Raw genomic sequence first — 20,435 nt, 5'->3', positions numbered from 1 at the left:
GAGCCCGGCATCTACCGCGCTAAAATGAACAGCGGAGCGCCTGCGGCGGCTTATCAGAAACGCCTTCGGCTAAGCTTCTGGCATTACCCGCCGGACGGGCCGGTCCTGCCCGTGTTTACCTGGACGAAACACAAAGGCCCTTGACCTCTTTCAGAAGCGAAAGCACGGAGGATACATGATCCCAGTCCGTAAGGTCCGGGCGGGAACCGTCCCCGGCCATGGCCGGAACGCTTCCCCAGCGGCAAACGGGATCGTTCAGGTCCCGGGGCCCGCAAATTTTGTTATTGCGGGCGAAATACCAGTCCGCGTAACTTTTATAAAGGCCTTGCAACTCAACGAGACGGTTTTTCTTCGCGCATCCAGCGGTATAGTTCAACAGATAGTAACCGACCACCTCGAATTCGACGTTCCGAATGGAATGCGGCTCTTCGTTAAATCCCGGCAGAAGCTGGTCCGTGTACTGAAATCCGGTTTTGGTCATGAAAGTCCTGACCACATGATTCCAGTCCGCCGTTAAGAACCCCGGAGCTTCGCCAAAGATGTTTATCATGAGCAACAGGGTAGCCGACGGGCGATTGTATGGCTTTATGGACCCCGCTCCGAATAAGTCTATTGGCGTTCTATGCTTATTCAATTTTCCCAAAAAAACAGCCTGAAAAAGATCTTCCGGAGTGCCGGTAATGTCCTCTATGCAAGAGCGGTCCCTGATGGCCCAGCTTGCGTTGTCATAGGGCTCCCCGTTAACCGGATCCGTCACCAGTTTGGCTCCCGTCTGATCCAAAAAATCATGAACGACCCCGCCGCAAGTTCTCGATCTTTGTTTTGTTTTCTCATCGGCTTTGTTTAAACTATAAAAGGTCCCCACGTTCCAGAATTTCTGAATACCCGCTTCGAGGCAGGGTTCCATGGTCTCAGGTATCAGTGTCTTTTCTTTTTTTTGTTCGTACAGCCATATGGTAAAAGGGTCCGTCACCGGAGGCTCATCGGAGATAACTTCGTAATTCTCAACCACTGAACTTTTTTGGCGGCACTCATCTTTCAAATGGACGATCATCACCCAGTCTTCCCGGCCTTTTACCCATTGATCATAGCCATAAAGGGATATCAGCGAAAGATCTCCGGCAACGACCCCGTAAAGGCCGCGGCGGAAAGAAGGGAGTCCGTCATAGTTGCCATCCCCTGCCATAATGAATTTATCCCAGACGTCCTGCGCGATACCATGCTGGTTGACATCCTCCATCAACACAGACCTGGCGCCGGAGTGAAGAAGATATTCCGGCCCGACCAGTTCCGCTTTCTTCGCCGTATGGGCCCCGGCCGCGTGTGCGGCCGCAGCGCCCGAAAAATAAACCACAAAGAGCGGATAAAGCCAAAACTTATTTTTCCCGCACGGCATATAATCACCTCGTTCAGAAACCGGATAGTTTTTTCATTCGTCCATCCGTATTACTTCCCGCAGACCTTTAACGGGTTTCTTGCCGCTGAGACCCTCCACCCAGGCGTTATAGCGGGTCTGGACCGGCTTTCCGGCCCCCAGGGCTTTAGAGTCCAGCGTCCTCCGAACGAAAGCCGCGTCTACGGGGAAGGCCGTTATTAGCGCTGCCTGATCCAGAACGGAATCATAGACCGAATATATGAGCAGGTGAGAGTTCCCGTCAGCCGAGGTCGTGCTGAAGGACACAAGGTCGGTGCGCAGCGAAACCTTTCTCTTTCCCGCCAACTCCACCGTCTCCACCAGCCGGGAGCGCGGAATACGAATGGCGGCGTATTTTCTCAAAATGTCGGGGCAGGCCGTCTTGGCGAGAAGCGCCGCCGCGGCCGCGTCGTCTTTCAAGGCTATGCCGCCGGCCAGGCAGGTTACATTGCTTAAAAGTGTGCCTTCGGCGGGATCCGGGCCGATAAGCCCGCGCGGCAGGCCGAGGCCCGCCTCGATGTCATCCCTGACCCAGCGGGCACGCTTGAACCCGAACTTGGTTTCAAGCAGGCTGAAGAGGTAGCCGTAAGTATGTTCCATCCCCGCGTGTGAGACGCGGCCCTTCGGCCGGGCCGTTCCCAGTTCATCGGCCAGGAAAACAAGAATGTCGGGGTTTACGATTATGGCGTCAGCCATCTCGTCAAAATTAATGCTCTCGCCCCAGAGCCGCGCAAGTACGGGGTCGGACCGGTCCGCGGCCAGCTGTTTCAGTATGCCGGGGGTATAGGTGGAAAAGACCGGGCCCAGCGGCTCTTTCGCGGCGGCCTTCGCTTCCATCAGGCGGGCCGCGCCGGCCCATGGACAATCAAGCGGCGTTTCCCCCGCTGAAGAAGCGGCCGGACATTCAAATTCCGCCGCATGGCCGAAGGCGTATACCGGCGCCTGGAGACAACAGCAGGAAAGAATAAGAAAAAATATTTTTGTCATGGGTTATTATTTTATGTCCTCCCTTAAAAGTTTATGACATTGACCGTATAATACTTCGTGCCGCAGCATATTCCATTGGCCGCCCGCTAGGCAGTAAAACGCCCATTCGCGCAGCCCGGCCTTCCCAATACCCCGGGTTGCCGGCGTAAAGCCGGAACACATCTCGTATTTGGAAGAGAATGTGCCGCTTTTAAAATAGCCGCCGGCATACGCCGCAACCCTCATGTTCTTGATAATTACTTTTGACACAAATTTTTCACGTTCGCCTTAACTTGCGCGTAGCTTCCGATCATAGCTGAAGCGTTCGGAGCTTGGGCCAGAACCCCTGAACTGATCTCAGGCCAGGCATTGAACGACGCGCACTCCATAAAGGCCGGCACCACTTCTTTTGCGAACTGTCCGGCGCCGCTGTCATATTCTATTTCCCCCAGAACGCGCATCAGGCCATCTTCTTTTATCCACCCGCGGTTCGCGAACTGGACCGCCAGGTCTGCGGAAGTTACGAATGGGATATGCCCGGAAGGGATCGCCTTTCCCATCACCTCATAAACATGGTGAATGAACGAATAGACCCTGGTTGCGCCGTTATGGTCCGCGACATACCTCATAAGCTCGCCGTAAGCGTCGATATCCTGCTCGCCATTGTCACCGACAAGGATCATTAATTCGGGCTTTTCCCGCTGATAAATTTCAATAAGTTTGCGGGCTTTAAATTCGCCCGAGCTTTCCATCCGGGGATTTCTCCCGCTCACTACGAAGTCCGCTATTGTTCCGCGCCCTGGAGGGAATCCGGCCTCCCGCAAAAAACTAATCCCTAAATTATCCACCAACTCCGGCGCCGCCGTTAAATACTCGACCTTGCCGGACGTTCCATTACTTCTGGCATAGCTGTTATAGAGTATGCTCATGCCGGCGAATTCGTTGGTGGTTCCCGCGGCATGGGCAACGACGCCGCTGCTATGAATGCCGGTTTTTTTGATAGTGTCGTCGATATCGGAAATAAGCAGATTTTTGGCGGCGAACGAATTCAGCCCCAGCAGCGGGATCATTGCTATTAAACTTAAATACTTTATTTTTTTATTTATAGGTTTCATTATTTATTCCTCCCGATAAGTTAGCTGCATCTTTACAAGGACAGTAATTTGGCCCCCGGGGCGGTTAATATCCTATTTTACCGGCAGCTTTGAACAGTCAAAATAACCCTGACCTACATACCTGCCGCTTACCAGGAACTCTTCCATGACTTCGGGCAGTGAACGGGACCTGAGGCCGGAAAACTCGTCAAGAGCCTGTTCGCCGAAGCCCGTAAGGTACGCCTGAGCGGCCTGGGCCGCCAGCCTGGCGGGAACGGCGGTGCTTGGATATCTATCGTCCCCTTTAAAATGTATGCTGTCTCTCGGGTCGGCGTTAAACCCAAAAAGATGAACGCAGGCCCCCGCCGCGGCCGGCGGCAAAAGATTGTTGTCGTAATAGTAGCACAGGTCCTCTATAACGCGAGGATCTTCAACCGACCTCTGCGTGTGCGCGGGCGTAAAAGAATCCTCTATGGTATGCGCGGCCACCCCAAGCGCGAAATACATAAGTTCGTAAGCGTGCAAAGCTTCGCTTTTGTCGGCGGCGTTATTTCCCCTCAGCCATTCCTTCCAGGCGCTTTCCGTGAACTTTTCAACCAGGCTTACCGCTTTATCGCAGGATTGGCGCGCCGAGTCAAGCTTAACAGGGGGAGTCCCGCCGGTTTCCTGATAAGACCTTAAGAAATGAACGGGCATGCCCATGCCGGTCGGATTGAAGTTCTCGTATGTCGATTCGGCCAGTTCAACCCCAAGCTGCTCGGACCAGACCCGGCTGTAAAACCTGAAGAGCGCGGACTTGGAGGTTCCGGGCATGTTCAGGCGATACGGATAGTCAGCCGCGACATTTCCCAGCTGAAGCCTGTTGGAAGTTAAAAGCGTTAAATCTTTGAAATCATCGATCTGATAAAAACCGCCTTTCAATGTTTTCATATTCAACTCAAAATCTTTCGGAACAAGCCCTATGACCGGCTTTTGGTTAAGCTGCTTAAGCCAGGCCTCTATGGGCGCGTTTTTCGTGCCGCGTAAGGCGTTATTCGCGCCTTCGATCGCGGACCATGTCAACACACTGTGGGAATCGTATATGTACTTCCCAAATTGATCCCAGCTCCAGGCTCCGGTCGGAGAAGCAAGGAACAGTGTGAAGGCGTACAAAACCGCTAAACGACTTGAATGGAAGAATGTTTTTGGCATAAAGTTTATAAAGACCTCCCCTGAAAATATGGTAAAACCACTTTCCGGACTGAAGCACGGGATCTCAGACCTTTCGCGTAGCCAGGCTATGCGAAAACCGGCTTCCGCTTCGCGCCGGTCCGGTCCGCCGCTCATCCCCGGGCTGAAATGCCCGGGGACTTCCGGCAAATTGCACACCTAAAGATCACGACCGTTACTAAGGAACAAAAGTATGCAGGATTCCCCGCTTTGCGGGTCGCAAATCAAGCGCATTGCGCGCAGAATTTGCGAGGGCGTATGCCGCGCGAAGCGCACCTGAGCTCCGCGAAGGGAAAAATTCAACTGAATTTTTCAGGCTAGTGCAGAGAAACATCCACTTTCGTACTGTTAAAAGGCGATTTATCCGTGTTCACACTGTCCGGAGTGCTGTTATTGTCCGAGTCGGTGAGTATCACCTGCACCATGTAATCACCGGCGGTCAGCTTATGGCCCTGCACAGTTCCATCCCAAACCAACGACACCCTGCCGCCCAAGGGCAGACCGTACGCCCCAGGCCGGACAAGCTCAAGAACATCTTCCTTGATAAGGCCCAATAACTGACTGTGCTGGTAAACGCCCACCTGGTACTTGATCTGACTGGAGCGGTTGTCTCCGGCGTTGAAGCTGATCTCAACACCGCCGCCCGTATTGACAGCGGCCAGATCGGAAACAAGCGGCGGCAGTCTTTTTGAGGCCGCTATAATGATATTCAGCGTGGCCTTGGCGGCTAACTGGAACTGCCCATCCACTATCGAGTGAATCCGGCTTTCGGAATGAGTAACCGGGAAAGAATCCTCTCCTCCCCCGTAGCCGCCAAACACGCCGAATGTAGTGTCCTGGCCAAGCTTAACGCCCGAATCCGGATCTTCAACCCAGTAAGGCCTGTTCGTTTCCGGATTTACCCAGGAGCCAAGCAGGCGGCGCGTGGCATCCTGCGTTTCCTGATAATAGACGTACGGCTCTTTAGCACCGGCATCGGCCGGCACATTGTACAGGGGAGCCGAGTAATCGCCGGCTGCGGTCTCAAACCTGTCGAACAACCCGTGCTGCACATTGGCCGCGTGCGGCGGAGAAGCCTGATCCTCCGTTAAGTGGCAGATAGAACCGATACGCCTGTACGCATGCTCAAGATCAAAGGCCGCGTAATTGCCAAGCACGCCGCCCGCGTCCTCGGTTTTTGCCCCGAGCCAGATGTCTTTCGGTTTGCCGCCGTTCGGGCTGTCTACTGTATGCCAGCTCTCATCATTAGCGCCCTCCCGAAGTTTATCTTGAAAAGTAGCAAGATCCGGATATTCGGACTTGTCTATCTTATCCAAAGCGGCCTGCATAATGTTCGTGTGAGCCTGTAACGGCAGGCTCTTCCACGCGTAGGCCATAGGGCCGTATGCCGCGGCGTAAACTGCGAGAACTCCGAGCGTAACTTTCAGTTTATTCAGTTTCATCATACTCTCCTGTTTCGTTTGATTTTTAGGTCTTAACCCGCGCCTGAGTCATAGGACCCGGGCGCGGATATGATCTTTCAGTTCAGTCCGTATTCACGGCCGGGTCATCAAAGTGCTCAACCGTCGCATCATACTCGCCGGCGCTTTGAAAGGCGGGGTTTTCACCGTTGAATTCCTTGGCCGCCGCCACATCCGTATGTCCGCCGGACAGCTCGTAATACGCTATTTCGGCCTGCACATTTTGAAGGTCGGTCAGCTGCACCAGAACCTTAAGCACCTCGTCGTATTTCAGGTCGCTTTTGCTGTCGCCGCTGATCATCTTGGACAGCTTCTCGGACTGCTCTTTCCAGTTAGCGGAGTAGCCGCCGGGCCCTATGCGCGCCTGCTGGATATCGCCCAGTATCCTCAGGGCTTTAGTGAGATGATGCTTTACAGTGCTCTCAGAACTGCCGGCCACCGGCGTGTAGTTGATAGAGCCGTCCGGCCTGATCTGGTCCCGCATCATTATCTTTTCGTCCGCGCTCAGGGTGTTGATGTAGGCTTTTACGACCAACCTTTCATCCGCGTTAATTATATCCTGCACGCCTTTTTCGTTCACTACCATGGCGAAGGTCATGTAAGCCGAGTTGTTGCTGCGCCCCTCGTGCTGGGGCGTGTCTCTCTGCAGTTCGTTCAGCGGTATGGCAGCCGCGGGGTTCAATACGCCGCCTTTTGCTCCGGCATAGCGCATTACATCGTTGGCGTTTTCAAGCATTCTGCGCGCCGCATCCTTGGTATGCCTCATTTCGGCTTCGAAGTGCTCATATTTCAGCACCGGCTGGCTTACCTTGCCGGATACCTCTTTATTGAACACGGCGATCGCTCTGGCGCGGTTATGCTTAAAGGTCGTGCCCTGAAAGGGGACATCCAGGTATCCGCCGCTGCGCTCCAGCGTGTTTTCGTGAACATGCAGTGTCTCGTTCGAGCCGGGAGTGTGTATATGCTGATAAGTCGTGCCGTAAATGCGCTGGTAGTTCGCGAGTATGGGCACATGAATATGTATGTTCGTGTTTACTTCCCTTGTCCTGTCCACGCCGTTATATGAAGAAGACACTCCGAGCCTGGCTTCCCAGCGGTTGGTCGCCTGCATAAGAAGCGCCTCGGACGTTTCACCGTCATGTTCCGGCAGGAAAGCCCGTTTTACGGCCACTTTGGCCAGCTCCGCGATAGCGCCCAGCTGTCCGTGGTTCAGCATCTCCGAAAGTTTTTCCATCTGTGCGGAATCTTTCGGATCAAGAATGAATTCCAGAAGCGCTTTCTTGCCCTTCACGCGTTCCTGTGAAATACCCAGGCTGGCGATGGTGTAATTTTCAAGCGACGGCATCAGCATATTGACAGCCGCCGGGCCCGCCGTCGGCCCCATAAGCTTTATCAGCGCGTCGCCCGCCGTGATGAAAGTGTCTTCCAGCGGAACGACGACGGCTTCTATTTCCGCGCCGTAGCTTATGATCCTGGCCTGATCAAGCCGCAGACGGACGCGCAATTCGCTTTCGTTCATGCGATAGATAGAAACGCTGTGGTCGACCTCTTTTTCCACGCCGAGGGAGATCCCGAGGCTGACATTGCCGTATCCGCCGCTGATGGTCGGAGTAAGGCCCATCCAGAAGGAAACAGGCAGTTTCCATACTTCGCCGACCTGCATGGCCGCGAAGCGATTGGCCCTGAACGGAAGCGCGGTCTTGAATTGAGGAATGTTTATTATCTTCTCCAACTGGTCGCAGGATTTCTTTCCATCCAGGGGGCGGACCACCATTGAAGAACCCTTAAGATTTACTCCGCCGACCACTGAAAACCCGGAGGAGGCAAGCGCAAGCAGTTTTTCCCCGCCTTGAAAAAGGGCTTTGCCTGATTCGCGCTCATAACCTAAGGAAAGGCCGACCTGATCCACCAGCGCCAGCTGGCCGTTAGGATAGCTGGAAAAACTTCTGTTGGCCGAACCGCCTACAGTTCCGAGTGTTGAGACATAGTCGTAACTGACGGGAAGGGAAACGAACCGGCACATATCGGGAAGGTTGGCGCCCTCCTCAAATGATTCCCAAAAACCCTGTTCGGCCGGAGGCGTTGCTTCCACTTCCGCATTCGCCCAGGCGGGAGAGGCCGCGGCGACCTGGCCGGAGTGTCCTGAGCCGGGTTCGACCGGCGCCGCTTCGGGCGCGGTCTGCGCCATCGCTTTAAGCTCGTCCAAAGCCGTCTGCCCCGCAAAAGCAAAGCCGGGCGCGGCCATTAGTAAGGAACAAAGTAACATGGTTGTCTTTCTCATATATTTAATACCTCTCGGTGCTGGATTTGAGCTGCCTGCAAACCTCATGTTTACGAGTGCTGAGTTTTTCATACTTGATCTCTCCTCTTATCTGTTTCCTCTTTAATGAGGCTTGTCATGCAGCTCTCAAAACCTCACGATATAAGTTTACTCCGCTTGCCGATGAATTGCCTGAGGCCGAAGAACCAGAGCGGCCTTGTTATTTGACCCAGGAGCGGCGGCTTATCAAAAATGCCGTTAGTTAAGCCTATGGCTGAACTGATATGGTATAATTGGAGCATGACTAACGGCAAAGCATTCGGCAAAGTTTTGTCCAGGATCAGAAAAGAGCAGGGCTTCCCCACCGCCCACCAATTTTTCAAGAACATAGGCGGGAGCAAAAGCCTGGGGCTTGCGTTCATGAGCTATTGGGATATGGAACGCGGAAAGAAATTGCCCAAGAGCTGGCGCCTCAAGGCGATCATGTCGGCCCTGGGCGTTACGCAGTATTCCCCAAAGGCGCAGGAACTGATACGGGCCTATTTCATAGCGCTCTCAGGCTCCGACGAACTGCTTAATGGCCTGTCAGCCCCGGCCTCCGCTAATGTGGATCTCCCCAGCAGGGAGCTGGCCGAGGCGGCGACCCATAGAGCGCTCGCGCAGCTCAGCGTCCATCTTACGCTGGATCAATGGAAATTGTGCACCCGGGATCTGGAGACCGACATCTGTCAGACCTTTCTGAACGAAACCGCGGGCTGGGTCACGGTCAGGGAATTGTCGGATGCGACCAAGTTTAAGCCTACAGTGGTAAGGAAGGCGCTAAAAGCGCTGGCTGACGGAGGCGTGGTCGATCTTTCCGGCGACAAGGTGCGAGGCAAGTTCGTGGGGAAAACGATCCAGTTGCTGCCCATGACTCCGGCGACGGCGGGGATAAGGAAAGCGCTGCGCGACAACTGTAATAAGTGGCTGGAGGGTTCCAAACTTATCGCTTTGAAGAGGCTGACCGTCCGTATGACGAAGTCCAACCTTAATATTTACCGCCAACACCTGGAAAACGCGGTAAACCTGGCCGCCGTCCATGGCGATCCTGAGGAAAACAGGGAAGATTCGGCCATCTACTTTGTTGACGCCAGGATATACCAGTTTCTCCCCAAAGACTGAATAAACTCACCCGACATCAGGTAAAGTCAGCAGGGATAAAAAAACAGCCTCCGAGAGCGGAGGCTGTTTTACGTGCAACAGGCGCTTTTACCTGTTAAAAAGCGTCATCAACAGAGCCTTGATAAATTTTACCCTGTCACAATTTATGTACCTGGAAGGGCTTACTGTGACATTGTGGTCCAGGCCGGAAAGCTTTATAAGGTTCGCGCCGGGCAGGAGGGCGCTGTCCACGGGGACCACCCCGTCGCTGCGTATTCCCTGCAATAGCAGGAAATCGCGGGTAGGTTCAAGAGTGGTATCAATTTGTCCGGGCACAGAGTCCTTCCATGTGGCCACCGCTATCACGGGAATGGCTGCCGTGATCTCCGCTATGGCGGCGGCATTTGCTGCCATGTACGGCTTCCTGTCGGCGCAGGTAAGGTTTACCATGGAATCCTTATTTCCGCCCAGCGTGAGCAGAAGACTGGCAGCCAGATTGTTGAGATGATTATTTGAACTCACATAATCGGCCACCGGAGAGCCAAAGAACGGGCTTTGCAGCGACACGAACCCTTTTACTTTTCCAAGCAAGTGCCTGTCGGAGATCAGGGCTTCAAGAGTGTCCAGTCCGCCTTTGCTGTGGCCTATTATTATCACCGGTCTGGACGAAGCCCGGATAGCGGCGGAAACGATGGAGGAATTCGCCTTAACCGAAGATTCGGACGTCATGCTGAGCCGCTCATAATCCACTCCCGAAGCTTTCAGCCAGTTCATCTGTTCTTCGAAAGGCTGGGAGGGCTTAAGAGCCATTCCGGGAATGGGCAGTTGGCTCGGGTCGACATCCGAAAGAAATCCGGGTACGAAGATGACTTTGTAATTTTTGAGTTTTTTAACTGCCGCCGCGTCAAAGCGTTTATCGGCATTTTCAAAAAAGTTGTTATATTTGTCCGTGACTTCGGTCCCCGGAGCATTGCTGAAAACCGGCGGAACGGGCAGGGGCGCAGCTTCAGGAACGCTGGAAGCCTCCGCTTTCAACTGGTTTAGAGCGGCCCGGTCTCCGGCCGCGCCGGCCGAACGGATATTAAAAGGGGAAAATACCAGCGCAAGAGCGACTGGCAGTATTTTATTTAATTTCACTTTAGTTCTCCTTCGGAGAAAGCCTTGCACTTATATTAAAAGTATAACCCAAATGGCCGGATACGACAAGCAGCAATAGTCCCAGATATCCCGGGTAAAGAGACCCACCCCGGAGTGGGTCTCTTGTTTAACCCATCGGGAAACAATATTTAAACAGACCCCGAAAATGGAACATCCGCTTCGGGCGCGGCTCAATAGCCGGTTTCGGAGGGGACGATCTTAGGAGGGAGTTCAGGGATATTGGAATAGGGGCCGCCGAATACCCCGGATCCGTAAACTTTTTTAAGGGTCGCGGAAGAGGAGCCTATCCTGGCCGCACTGATATATGCCATGGGCGCGCTTTGATTCGGCACGGTGGCGGCAAACTGCTCCGCCGGAGTGAGCGGCCAGCCCAGACCGGTTTCCTGGTCGTCGGGAGTGGGATTAAGGCCCGCCGCCTCATAGGCGTATTCGGCGTACCCCACGCAGTCGAAAGTGTCGGGGCCCTTGGGGCCGATATGAGTATTATTGTAGCGGCGGCCGAGCTTGGATATAGCGGCCTTGATTATAAGTTCGCGCTGGACCTGAGTGGGGTGCACGCTGGTAGTGCGGTTGCCGTAGAAAGGATACTTGTGCTGCTGGGTAAAGTCGCTCCAGGAGAAAATTTTCCGCACACCCCCTGCGGGCTTGAATTCATTCGGTTGGCAGTCGTATATCGTAACCACTATCCTGCCGTTCCGGACATCGGCGCCGCCGAACAGGCCCACGTGGCCTACGGGCAGATCTTTTATCCAGCTTTGCGGTATGCCTAGCCATCCTCCGGTATAGATAATATCCCCCTTCTCCATACCTGCGGAGAAAACCCTGCCTACGGCGGGCATGGGGGCTTTCAGGCCGGCGAGCAGCTCATAGGCCGCCGCTCTGACCGCGGAACTATCTTGCGCGGAGCCGGCTATGTTATAAAGGAATTGTTTACCGTCTTTAGATTTGGCTTTGCCCGCGCTGACCGCCATGTTTAATTTGACCACCTCGTCGGACTCGCTATAGAGCCTCCAAAGCTTTTTTAAGGTTATCGGGTCGCCTATCTCTCCCAAAGACCATATGGAATCTATAGCTGAGAGCCGCGCCCCAAGATTATTTTCATAAGCGCCCTTCCTTATTTTCCGATGGTAGTCCTCAAAATTCGCTAAAAGGGCCTCAGCCGCGTGGATGTTCTTTTGCAGGCCCGCGGTCCTGGTCGCGCAGCGCTTCACGTCTTCATCGGGGTCGTTGACGATTATGGCGAGCTCTCTGGCTACAAAATCGTCCTTGCTGGCGCCCAAGGCTTCTATCCGGGCGCATCTGTAATCGGCACTTTTATCCTGCCTAAGAGCTCCGGCAAGCGCCGTTTCGGCCGTTTTCGGACCGCCTGATACATTGACGCTGAGCGTTTCAATTTTTAAATTTCCGGCGGCGCTTAAATAAGAGATGGGAAATAAAAAAAACGCGGCACTGACCGGCAGACGGTTGAGAATTTTATTCATTCCTTATTTCCTGACCATCGTTTATCAGACGAGGATGAAATCATAAAGTCTGCCGGTCCGGAACGCAAAGGCAAAGTAACTATGAAAAACATAGCCCCTTTGGCCCAGGCAGGCGGTATCTTGTAAGCATTATCACCGATATTCCGGAGAAGGTTAGGACGCTTGACGATGATCCGGGTACGTTTTGTTACTGGCAGATCCAGCTTTTGTTTTTTTCAAACTCGGTTATCCAGGTTTTCATGGCCAAGAACGGCTTCTGGTGGACCTCCCGATAACCGTATTTCCTGAGGGATTGATCCACCTCCAGCCACGTCTTCTCTTTGAGTTGCGGGTCCCTCTCCGCCCCGGGTTTGCACATGCGCTCGTTGATTATCAGGGCCGCGGAAAGCAGCCCGGTCCTTTCCTGGCCATACCAGCAGTGGATGTACACTGTTTTGCCCGCTTTAATCTCTTCCCGCGTGAATTTATAGGCGGTCTTGAGTTCGTCCATGCCGAATATCACGTCGGTCCGGGGGATGATCTTGACAGGAAGATAGGAACAGTTCAAATGATATTTTGAACAAAGCAGCGGGGCGTCCTTGAAAATAATAAAGGGATATTGAAGATTGACCGAGGTGTCTATCCCCATTTTCCTCAGGAAGGCGTAGTCCGCTTCTTTCGTCATGCGGGCTCCTCTGTATACGCCCTTCATAACCATGCCGAAATTGGGGATAGGACTGTTAAATTCAGGAGATTTGCCTTCGTTGGTTCCCGGGAAATACGGCCATGGCGTCTGTGTTGCCGAAGCCTTAACAGGCATTGCCGGAGCGGGAATAGCCGTCAGGCTCTCTGTCTGCGCGAATTTCGGGTTCAAAAACGCCGTTTCACTGCCTGCCGCCAGGCTTTCCAATTCCGAGGCAAAAACATTTGAAGCGCATAAAGCCAGAGTCAGAGCGACTAAACCTTTGGATATTACTATTCGCATATCATTCCTCCCTAAACTTGTAATTTAACACCTATTCCTACAGCTGGTTAAAGAAACATTTTTCCGCCAGCCAGCTTACGGGCGACATGGGGATACCCAGATCTTTCCTGGTTGATATTCGCTTCGCTGCGGCGGCATCCCTGTAAAAAACGTCATCCAGCTCCCCGGTTTTAACAGGGTCTATTATGTTTGCGATCATTTCGGTCTCTAAGCGTATGCTTCTGGGATGAAGGTTAAAAGAACCAATTCCGCAAAAAACCCCGTCCACCGTCATAAACTTGCTGTGCACCATGGCGCCTTGCTTCAGGTATATGCGGGCGCCGGATCTCAATAGATCTGCAAGACTTGTAAGTATGGGCACTGCCATTATCGGGTCATCGACCGAATCTTTGGAATTGGTCAGGATATTTACCTCAACGCCCCTCTTAACGGCGTCCTTAAGGGCTTGTTTGAGGGCCGGAGTGTTTACCACATAGGCGTTCTCGATATTAATACGGGTGCTGGCCCCGTAAATAGCCTTGAGTATGCCCAGAAAGACATAAGATTCCTTTGCCGGCTGCTGGAAAACATATGAAACCCTGGAACTGCCTCCGGTATAGGCCGGGGTGGTTTCATTAAAAGGCTGAAAGGACAGGTTCTTAACTTTAGCCTGCTCTGTCCATATACTTCTGAAATTTATTTCCGCCTGTTCCACGGCGGGCCCGCTTATAAGGACGTCGGTGTCGCGCCACTTGGGCATATTTCCCATATGGGAATATTCATCCCCGAAATTCATTCCGCCGGATATTGCGTATTTTCCGTCCACCACCAGCAGTTTGGCGTGAAGGCCGTCGAATTTCCGTGCAGGGTCACGGAACCTGATAAGCTCGATTCCAACAGCCTTAAGACGCGGAAGGGAACTTTTGTCCCCATAGAGTGCAGCCACCTGCTCATCAACCATCACTTTTATTTCAAGTCCCTGCTTTTTTTTGGCCGACAGCAGTTCCACAAGCCAGTTCCCCGTAGTGTCGTCAAAAACGGCCCAGCTCAGTATATGAATGCTTTTTTTGGCGTTCTTTATCAGTTTTTCGCGCATGGCAAAAGAGGCGGGGCCGTTTATTAAAAGTTCCGCGCTGTTGGCGCCTGAAAAGGCGGCGCCCGTAAGCTTTTCAAATTCGGCTATAAAGCCCGGTTCGAGGAAAAGCGAGTTTTGTCCGGGACCGCGCGGCGCGAATGAACCGGCTTTGACCATTTTCAATTGTCTGGCCGCCATTTCGGGCCATGGTTCGCCGCCCTGTATGCCCGGAACCGAGTCCGTAATTTCCAGTTCCGCGACTATATTTTTTATCAAACTTTCCCTGTAGTTTTCAGGGAGTAATTTTCTGATCGCGGGATTGCTGAGAACTGACACCAGAGTGGGTTCCAGAACGCCCGCCGCCTGTGCCCGCCCCATTTCGGCTATTACGATTTTTCTTGCGGCCGCCGTGGGGTTGTACCAGTTGTCGCGCAATATCTCTACTATCTTCCCGCTGAATTCCCCTGCCAGCCGCTTTTGCTCCGCCGGTTCCGGAGCGATCCGTAAGACGGGTTCCTTGGGCATCGGAATATCCGCCATGTAAGAAACGGAAGGTGAGACCGCTGTCCGGAATATGAGTTCCGTGTCAAATGGGGTGGTCCCGGGCTCGGAGGCCGCCGCGGCATGAGTATTGAAAACGAAAGATATCTGGAGCAGGAGTAAAAACGCAAGATACGGTATTGAATACTTTTTTGGCGTTAAATGGCCGCTGACAAAACCACTGCAGTGAACGCTTTTGCCGCAAAGTTTCATTTTAATTTCTCCGCCTAAACTTCCCGGGGTTTGGACTTGGTTCATATAAATGGTATGAAAAAGCCGCCCTGGACGGTATGAGGCCAAATACCTAAACATGCAAACTCTTTAGGCCTGTTTATTTTGGGCACTTGGGGAAGTTCCGCAAGGCAAAAATTATCGTGCCTCCGCAAGAACCTCGTCAGCTTTAGTTTTATAGCTGCATATCCTCCTGCGTGTTCCCGGCAAGAGTTGTTCATCGAAAGCAACTACTATGTAGCCGAGCGTTTTAATTTGTCTTTCATTTCCCGGTCCTGCGATTATGGACTGGAAAGTAGTTTGTCGCAGGATCAATGTATTATTTTTTTTCATAGCATCTATTTTTCTCCCATATTGGGGCCGATCGGCCCGCTTTCTTGCAAATTAATAACTGCTAAGGTAACCAGAAGTCAGAAAGGCCGTCTGACGGGCATAGCCCCCGATACGGCACAGCCATGGGCTAGAGAGCTCAGGCGACAGATAGATTCAGCTACTCTGAATTCTGACTCCTGCCTACATTTTACTTACGGGACTTTTTACTCCCCTTTATAAGCCTGCACCAGCCTCTCGGGTGAAACCACTTTGTAGCCGTTCTCGGCCAGCCATTTCACCAGGCGCTTGGAGGCCGTGCGGCTCTGCGGATGTATGTCGTGCATCAGTACTATGCCCTTGCCGCGCTTCGCTATCATGGATATTGTGTTCTGGTAAAGCGTTTCGGGATCCTTCGTGGACCAGTCGAGCGTATCTATGGTCCAGCCGACCGGAACCAGTCCGATATCGGAATATATCGCCCTGACCGCCTCGGGCGAAATGACGCCGTAGGGCGGCCTGAAGAAAGAGGACTTCTTGCCGATAGCTGAGGCTATGGAGGAGTTCACATTGCCCAGCTGCCTGAGGGTTTCCTCAAGGGAAAGCGCGGTGAAGGGTTTGCCGGATGGAGTGGCGTGGTTGTAACCGTGTACGCCGACAAGATGCCCGTCCGCCGTTTCGGCCTTTATGCGGATTTTTCCGTTGTCTCCAAGGTTGATCCCCAGCACGAAGAACAGAACCTGCGCGCCGGCGTCCTTCATGGAGGTGGAAACTTCCTCGGTCAGCGGCCCCGGGCCGTCGTCAAAGGTCAATATAACCTCACCCTTATTAAGGAAACCGTCGAATTGCACCAGAAAGGGCGTGTTGTTTTTGACGTAGTTTATCTGGCAGTAGCCCGGCTTTATGGGCACACCGCGCGTCTCTCCTTCGCGGATGCCGGAAAAATTAAAAACACTCTCCACCTCCGCCGTAACTCTCGCAGAAACTTTTCCGCCCTCTTTGGAAGGTTCCGGCTGGTAAACGGCGCCGGTTGCGCTGCTTATGCGGACCGAAAGGTTGTCAAGTATAGCGCGCAGGTACTTGCCCGTGGCCGAGTACTCAAGGAATTCGGAGCTGTCCTGCCGCGCCGCGTAGGCCTTGTCGGAAAAGACCTGAAGGGCCGAGTAATATTCATCGTATTGCGCCTTCAGCAAATTTATATCCGCGGAAACCGGCGGCACGGCCGGAACCGCAACGGAAGCGGGGGCCCGCGGCAGCTGCGGCTCCTGGGCAAAGACTGAAATAAAAGGCACTATCGAAAGAACAGAAACGAGGATACAGGTTTTTGCGTTCATTGTGTTATCTCCTTAATAGTGACACTTAATAATTTCCCTAATACTTATTTGGGCGGGGCGCCTTGCACGCAGATCGCGGTATTTGCCTTCCCGTTGGCGCGTACCAGGGCAAAGACGGTCGCGGCGTTCACTCTTGACAGGCGCACGCAGCCGTGGGATGCTACCTGGCCAAGCAGCAATTCATTGGCGGGGCTGGTGGCGTGCACGGCTATGTTCCCATTAAAAAATACGGAGTGGGGCATAGGCGCGTTGTTGTAGAGGCTGGAGTAGTGCATTTCCTCCAGCACGTCGGGGGAGAAGCATTTGCCGCTGCCCGCGGTGCGATGGCCCTGAACGCCGGAAGAGATCTTGAATTCGGTGTTAAGGGTAGGCGACTGTATCACAAGGCGCTGGCGGGTAAGGTCCACGGTCATGCGGACGATGGCGTTCTTTATCCTGTTCGGGTCCGTTATCTGGTAACGGTCGCGCTGGAAACCGAAAGCCGCATCCACTTCTTCCGGGGTATGCGCGTCAATGAATGCTGCGGGGTCGGCCAGGGCTTCATCGCGCAGAATTTCCACGGTCAACTGGCTCAGATCAGCCGCCATATTGCTAGTAGTGGCGGCCGGGGACACCTCCGGCGCCGCAGCCTGAGTTTGCAAAGCGGAGGCGTTTACCGCCAGATCGTCGAACGCGGGTGAGTAGCTGCCGGAAGGCATCGTTTGCCCCATCGGGCCCGGTATACACACTAGCGCCCCGGCGCACATCTCAGCGGCATACGCACCGCCGGTCAAACCCAACATAACAGCCATCGTCATTATTTTTTTCATTAATATTTCCTCCTTATCTAAAACCTCACGATATAAGTTTACCGCGTTTGCCGGTTAATTCCATGAGGCCGAAGAACCAGAGCAGCGTTGTTATTTGACCCAGGAGCGGCGGCTTATCAAAAACACCTATAGTTAAGCCGATGGTTTAACCGAAAAGAGGCGACTGGGGGAACCTTTTCCCATCCGTCTGGTTAGTTTTGACCTTCAAAAAAGCGGATGAACCGATCTATGTATTTGGCGTAATTCATGGCCGTATGCAAATGCCCCACGGTTGAGTGTATTACAACGGGATAACTTCCATATCTTCCTTCCTGGGGCCTTGAGAATGCTTTGCAAAGTTTTTCCTGATAGACATCAGGGATGAACTGGTCGTCGCGACTTATTACCATGATGAGATCCGCGGGATTTCTCAGACTCCCGAAGTCCAGGGGGTCCACGGTCATTGTTTTTTTCATGTAGGCCCTGAAATCTTCCAGATCGGCTATTCCCTCGATCTCCATTCTTTCATCCCTTGCGTGCTCAGGCGGAAAAAAATGGGTGTCAGTTATGATCCCGGGGATGTCTCCCCCTCCCGCTATCACTCCCGCTTTTTTTATCCGCTGTTCGACTCCGAACAAGAGAGCGGCCCTTATTCCGCCCATGCTGATCCCGAAGGCGTAGAGCTTTTCCTTATTCACCTCAGGGAATGTCTCAAGCAGGTCTACGCACATTCTTCCGGTTATGGCTTCCCTTATAAAAAGGTCGCTTAATTTGTTGAGCGGGCGGGTTTCATCGGTGAGAGATTCGCGCGCGTTGATGATCACCGCGTTATATCCCTTTTCCGCGAAATGCCTGGCGGCCCAGTCGCTTATCGTCTTATCGCCCGTGAAATGCATCGACACGAGTACCGTAGGGCGGGGCCCCGGCAGGTTTGTCTTATAGAACGTGCAGTTCTGCTTAAATTCACCGATCTGGCGCAGAGGATCCCTGATAAGGAGTTCAATTGTCTCAACGGAATATTTTTCATGGAAAGAGGCGGGGTATCTGGTAATGTAACGCATGTCCCCCTTTTGATAATCAAAGAGCGCCAGTTTTTTCAGGACCGTATCAGGGGGGGCGCCGATAGCCCCTGCGTTTTCCGCCTCAGGCAGAAGTATTGCAAGTTCTGTGCCCGGGGCTAAGGCTTTAGCCTGTTCAAGGGCGGTCTCCGCGTAAAGAGGCGGATTTAAAACCGAAAGAAGGATCGCAGCCGCAAAGAATTTTATCGCCTTATTCATCGAACTTATCCTCCAACCGATACCCAATCCGTATAGGCTTCCGGGGACACAATACCGAATTCTATTTCAAACCATGGGTATTATATCTCCGGATTTAACCTGTTAAAAAGCGTCAGCAGCAAAGCCTTGATAAATTTCACCCTGTCAAAATTTATGTAACTGGAAGGACTTACCGTGACACCGTGGTCCAGGCCGGAGAGCTTTACAAAGTTCGCGCCGGGAAGGAGGGCGCTGTCCACGGGGACCACCCCGTCGTTGCGCATTCCCTGCACCAGCAGTAAATCGCGGACGGGTTCCAAGGCGGTGTCAACCTGCCCGGGCACAGGGTCCTTCCATGTGGCCACCGCTATCACGGGAATGGTTGCAGTAATATCAGCTATGGCGGCGGCATTGGCGGCCATGTACGGCTTCCTGTCGGCGCAAGTGAGGTTTACCATGGAATCCCTGTTTCCTCCCATACTAAGTAAAAGCGTGGCCGCCAGATTGTTGAGATTATTATTTGAAATCACATAATCGGCTACCGGGGAACCGAAAAACGGGCTTTGCAGCGACACGAACCCCTTTACCTTTTTAAGCAGGCCTCTGTCGGAGATCAGGGCTTCAAGGGTGTCCAGTCCGCCTTTGCTGTGGCCTATCAGGATCACCGGCCGGGACGAAGCCCTGATAGCGGTGGAAACGATGGCGGAATTCGCCTTGACCGAGGATTCGGATGTCATACTGAGCCGCTCATACTCCATGCCCGACGCTTGAAGCCACTTCATCTGTTCTTCGAAGTGCTGGGCGGACTTAAGCGCTATACCTGGAATGTGCAGTTGGCTCGGGTCCACATCCGAAAGGAAGCCGGGCACAAAGATGACTTTGTACTTTTTGAGTTTTTTAACGACCGCCGCGTCAAAGCGTGCATCGGCATTTTCAAAAAAATTAATATATTCGCCCGTTACTTCGGTTCCCGGAGCAGTAATGAAAACCGGCTGAACCGGCAGCGGCGCCGCTTCAGGCGCGGTCTGCGCCATAGTATTAAGCGCGTCCAAAGCCGTTTGCCCGGAAAAAGCGAGGCCGGGCGCAATAATCAATAAGGAACTAAGAAGCAGGGCTGTTCTCCGCATCTGTTTGACAGCTCCCGTCTCCGACTTTGAACTGCCGGCAAAACTCATGCTTAATAGTGCTGATCTTCCCATATTTTATTACTCTCCTTATTTAATCGGTCATAGAGGCGGCTTACATGATCTGCACTGAGACTTTAAAGGACGGTTTAACCGAGACTACGACTTTTTTTACGCCATCCCGCCCGTCGATCCCAAAAGGCACATTTATAGGCCAGTCGAAGCTTTCAAAATCCGCCACGGTCACCTTTATTCGCACGGTTACATCGGTCCTTTGTGAATAAGCGGCGCAACCGTAACTGACCGGATATTTGTAATAGCTGAGCAATTCAAGCGTGGCTGGGCTTTTGAAGTAGGTCGGGTCGGAGTAGTTTAAAAAAAATGCCACATCGCTTTCTTTAGCGGGGCATACATTACCCTCCACCGTAAGTGTCAACTCAAGCGTGGACGACTTCATGCCGCCCAGCCAGTCAACCGGTTCGGTCATACTGGCGCTTTTAACCTCATAGATCGTCACTTTTTCGGTTTTTTCGACTATTATATTATTCTCGCCGAGTATCACCCCGTCGGGCATGGCCATAATAGCGGGAACCGCGAACAGCATTGTTATTCCGAAAGTGAATATTCTTTTCATATTTAATTCCTTCCCTGAT

At 53.0% G+C, this 20,435-nt stretch carries 18 protein-coding genes; 1 reads left to right on the top strand and 17 read right to left on the bottom strand.

Annotated features, from left to right (window positions below):
- Positions 1-115: 115 nt before the first annotated feature.
- From NTX59_00620 to NTX59_00590, 7 genes are all read right to left on the bottom strand, one after another.
- Positions 116-1,396 (bottom strand): hypothetical protein, encoded by a 1,281-nt coding sequence (locus NTX59_00620; GenBank protein ID MCX5784170.1) that lies wholly within the window; start codon positions 1,394-1,396, stop codon positions 116-118.
- A gap of 33 nt (positions 1,397-1,429) precedes the next feature.
- A complete protein-coding gene (locus NTX59_00615; GenBank protein ID MCX5784169.1) occupies positions 1,430-2,401 on the bottom strand; it encodes a hypothetical protein in 972 nt (323 codons plus the stop codon).
- A gap of 6 nt (positions 2,402-2,407) precedes the next feature.
- The gene (locus tag NTX59_00610) at positions 2,408-2,650 is read right to left on the bottom strand and encodes a hypothetical protein (protein MCX5784168.1); all 243 of its coding nucleotides are present in this window, start codon (positions 2,648-2,650) and stop codon (positions 2,408-2,410) included.
- A complete protein-coding gene (locus NTX59_00605; GenBank protein MCX5784167.1) occupies positions 2,638-3,495 on the bottom strand; it encodes a DUF2183 domain-containing protein in 858 nt (285 codons plus the stop codon). Before NTX59_00605 ends, NTX59_00610 begins: the two co-directional genes overlap by 13 nt.
- Positions 3,496-3,567: 72 nt before the next feature.
- Positions 3,568-4,665 carry a zinc dependent phospholipase C family protein gene (locus NTX59_00600; GenBank protein ID MCX5784166.1) on the bottom strand — a complete coding sequence of 366 codons (1,098 nt, stop codon included), beginning with the start codon at positions 4,663-4,665 and terminating at the stop codon, positions 3,568-3,570.
- 335 nt (positions 4,666-5,000) lie between these two features.
- The gene (locus NTX59_00595; GenBank protein MCX5784165.1) at positions 5,001-6,128 is read right to left on the bottom strand and encodes a hypothetical protein; all 1,128 of its coding nucleotides are present in this window, start codon (positions 6,126-6,128) and stop codon (positions 5,001-5,003) included.
- A gap of 79 nt (positions 6,129-6,207) precedes the next feature.
- A complete protein-coding gene (locus tag NTX59_00590; GenBank protein MCX5784164.1) occupies positions 6,208-8,409 on the bottom strand; it encodes a hypothetical protein in 2,202 nt (733 codons plus the stop codon).
- Positions 8,410-8,655: 246 nt separating this feature from the next.
- On the opposite strand from NTX59_00590, the gene NTX59_00585 reads away from it, so the two are divergent.
- A complete protein-coding gene (locus tag NTX59_00585) occupies positions 8,656-9,564 on the top strand; it encodes a hypothetical protein (GenBank protein MCX5784163.1) in 909 nt (302 codons plus the stop codon).
- Between the two features lie 87 nt (positions 9,565-9,651).
- On the opposite strand, the gene NTX59_00580 is transcribed toward NTX59_00585, so the two are convergent.
- The 10 genes from NTX59_00580 to NTX59_00535 all read right to left on the bottom strand — a co-directional run bounded on the left by NTX59_00580 (position 9,652) and on the right by NTX59_00535 (position 20,416).
- Entirely contained in the window at positions 9,652-10,680 is a 1,029-nt protein-coding gene (locus NTX59_00580) for a hypothetical protein (protein MCX5784162.1), read from the bottom strand.
- 191 nt (positions 10,681-10,871) lie between these two features.
- Positions 10,872-12,182 (bottom strand): HEAT repeat domain-containing protein, encoded by a 1,311-nt coding sequence (locus NTX59_00575; protein MCX5784161.1) that lies wholly within the window; start codon positions 12,180-12,182, stop codon positions 10,872-10,874.
- A gap of 187 nt (positions 12,183-12,369) precedes the next feature.
- Positions 12,370-13,146, bottom strand: coding sequence for a hypothetical protein (locus tag NTX59_00570; protein ID MCX5784160.1), 777 nt, complete (start codon positions 13,144-13,146; stop codon positions 12,370-12,372).
- 37 nt (positions 13,147-13,183) lie between these two features.
- Positions 13,184-14,953: a phosphatidylserine/phosphatidylglycerophosphate/cardiolipin synthase family protein gene (locus NTX59_00565; protein MCX5784159.1), complete on the bottom strand. Its 1,770-nt coding sequence runs from the start codon at positions 14,951-14,953 to the stop codon at positions 13,184-13,186.
- A 156-nt stretch (positions 14,954-15,109) separates the two neighbouring features.
- Positions 15,110-15,304 carry a hypothetical protein gene (locus NTX59_00560; GenBank protein ID MCX5784158.1) on the bottom strand — a complete coding sequence of 65 codons (195 nt, stop codon included), beginning with the start codon at positions 15,302-15,304 and terminating at the stop codon, positions 15,110-15,112.
- A gap of 203 nt (positions 15,305-15,507) precedes the next feature.
- The gene (locus NTX59_00555; GenBank protein ID MCX5784157.1) at positions 15,508-16,614 is read right to left on the bottom strand and encodes a polysaccharide deacetylase family protein; all 1,107 of its coding nucleotides are present in this window, start codon (positions 16,612-16,614) and stop codon (positions 15,508-15,510) included.
- Positions 16,615-16,658: 44 nt separating this feature from the next.
- A complete protein-coding gene (locus NTX59_00550; GenBank protein ID MCX5784156.1) occupies positions 16,659-17,423 on the bottom strand; it encodes a L,D-transpeptidase in 765 nt (254 codons plus the stop codon).
- Between the two features lie 191 nt (positions 17,424-17,614).
- Positions 17,615-18,679, bottom strand: a complete 1,065-nt coding sequence (locus NTX59_00545; GenBank protein ID MCX5784155.1) for a hypothetical protein — start codon at positions 18,677-18,679, stop codon at positions 17,615-17,617.
- 80 nt (positions 18,680-18,759) lie between these two features.
- A complete protein-coding gene (locus NTX59_00540) occupies positions 18,760-19,857 on the bottom strand; it encodes a hypothetical protein (GenBank protein MCX5784154.1) in 1,098 nt (365 codons plus the stop codon).
- A gap of 40 nt (positions 19,858-19,897) precedes the next feature.
- The gene (locus tag NTX59_00535; GenBank protein MCX5784153.1) at positions 19,898-20,416 is read right to left on the bottom strand and encodes a hypothetical protein; all 519 of its coding nucleotides are present in this window, start codon (positions 20,414-20,416) and stop codon (positions 19,898-19,900) included.
- Between the last annotated feature and the right edge of the window lie 19 nt (positions 20,417-20,435).

The organism is Elusimicrobiota bacterium (assembly GCA_026388155.1).
Taxonomy (GTDB): Bacteria; Elusimicrobiota; Elusimicrobia; order Elusimicrobiales; family UBA9959; genus UBA9634.
This window is presented reverse-complemented; position numbering and strand designations above follow the sequence as displayed.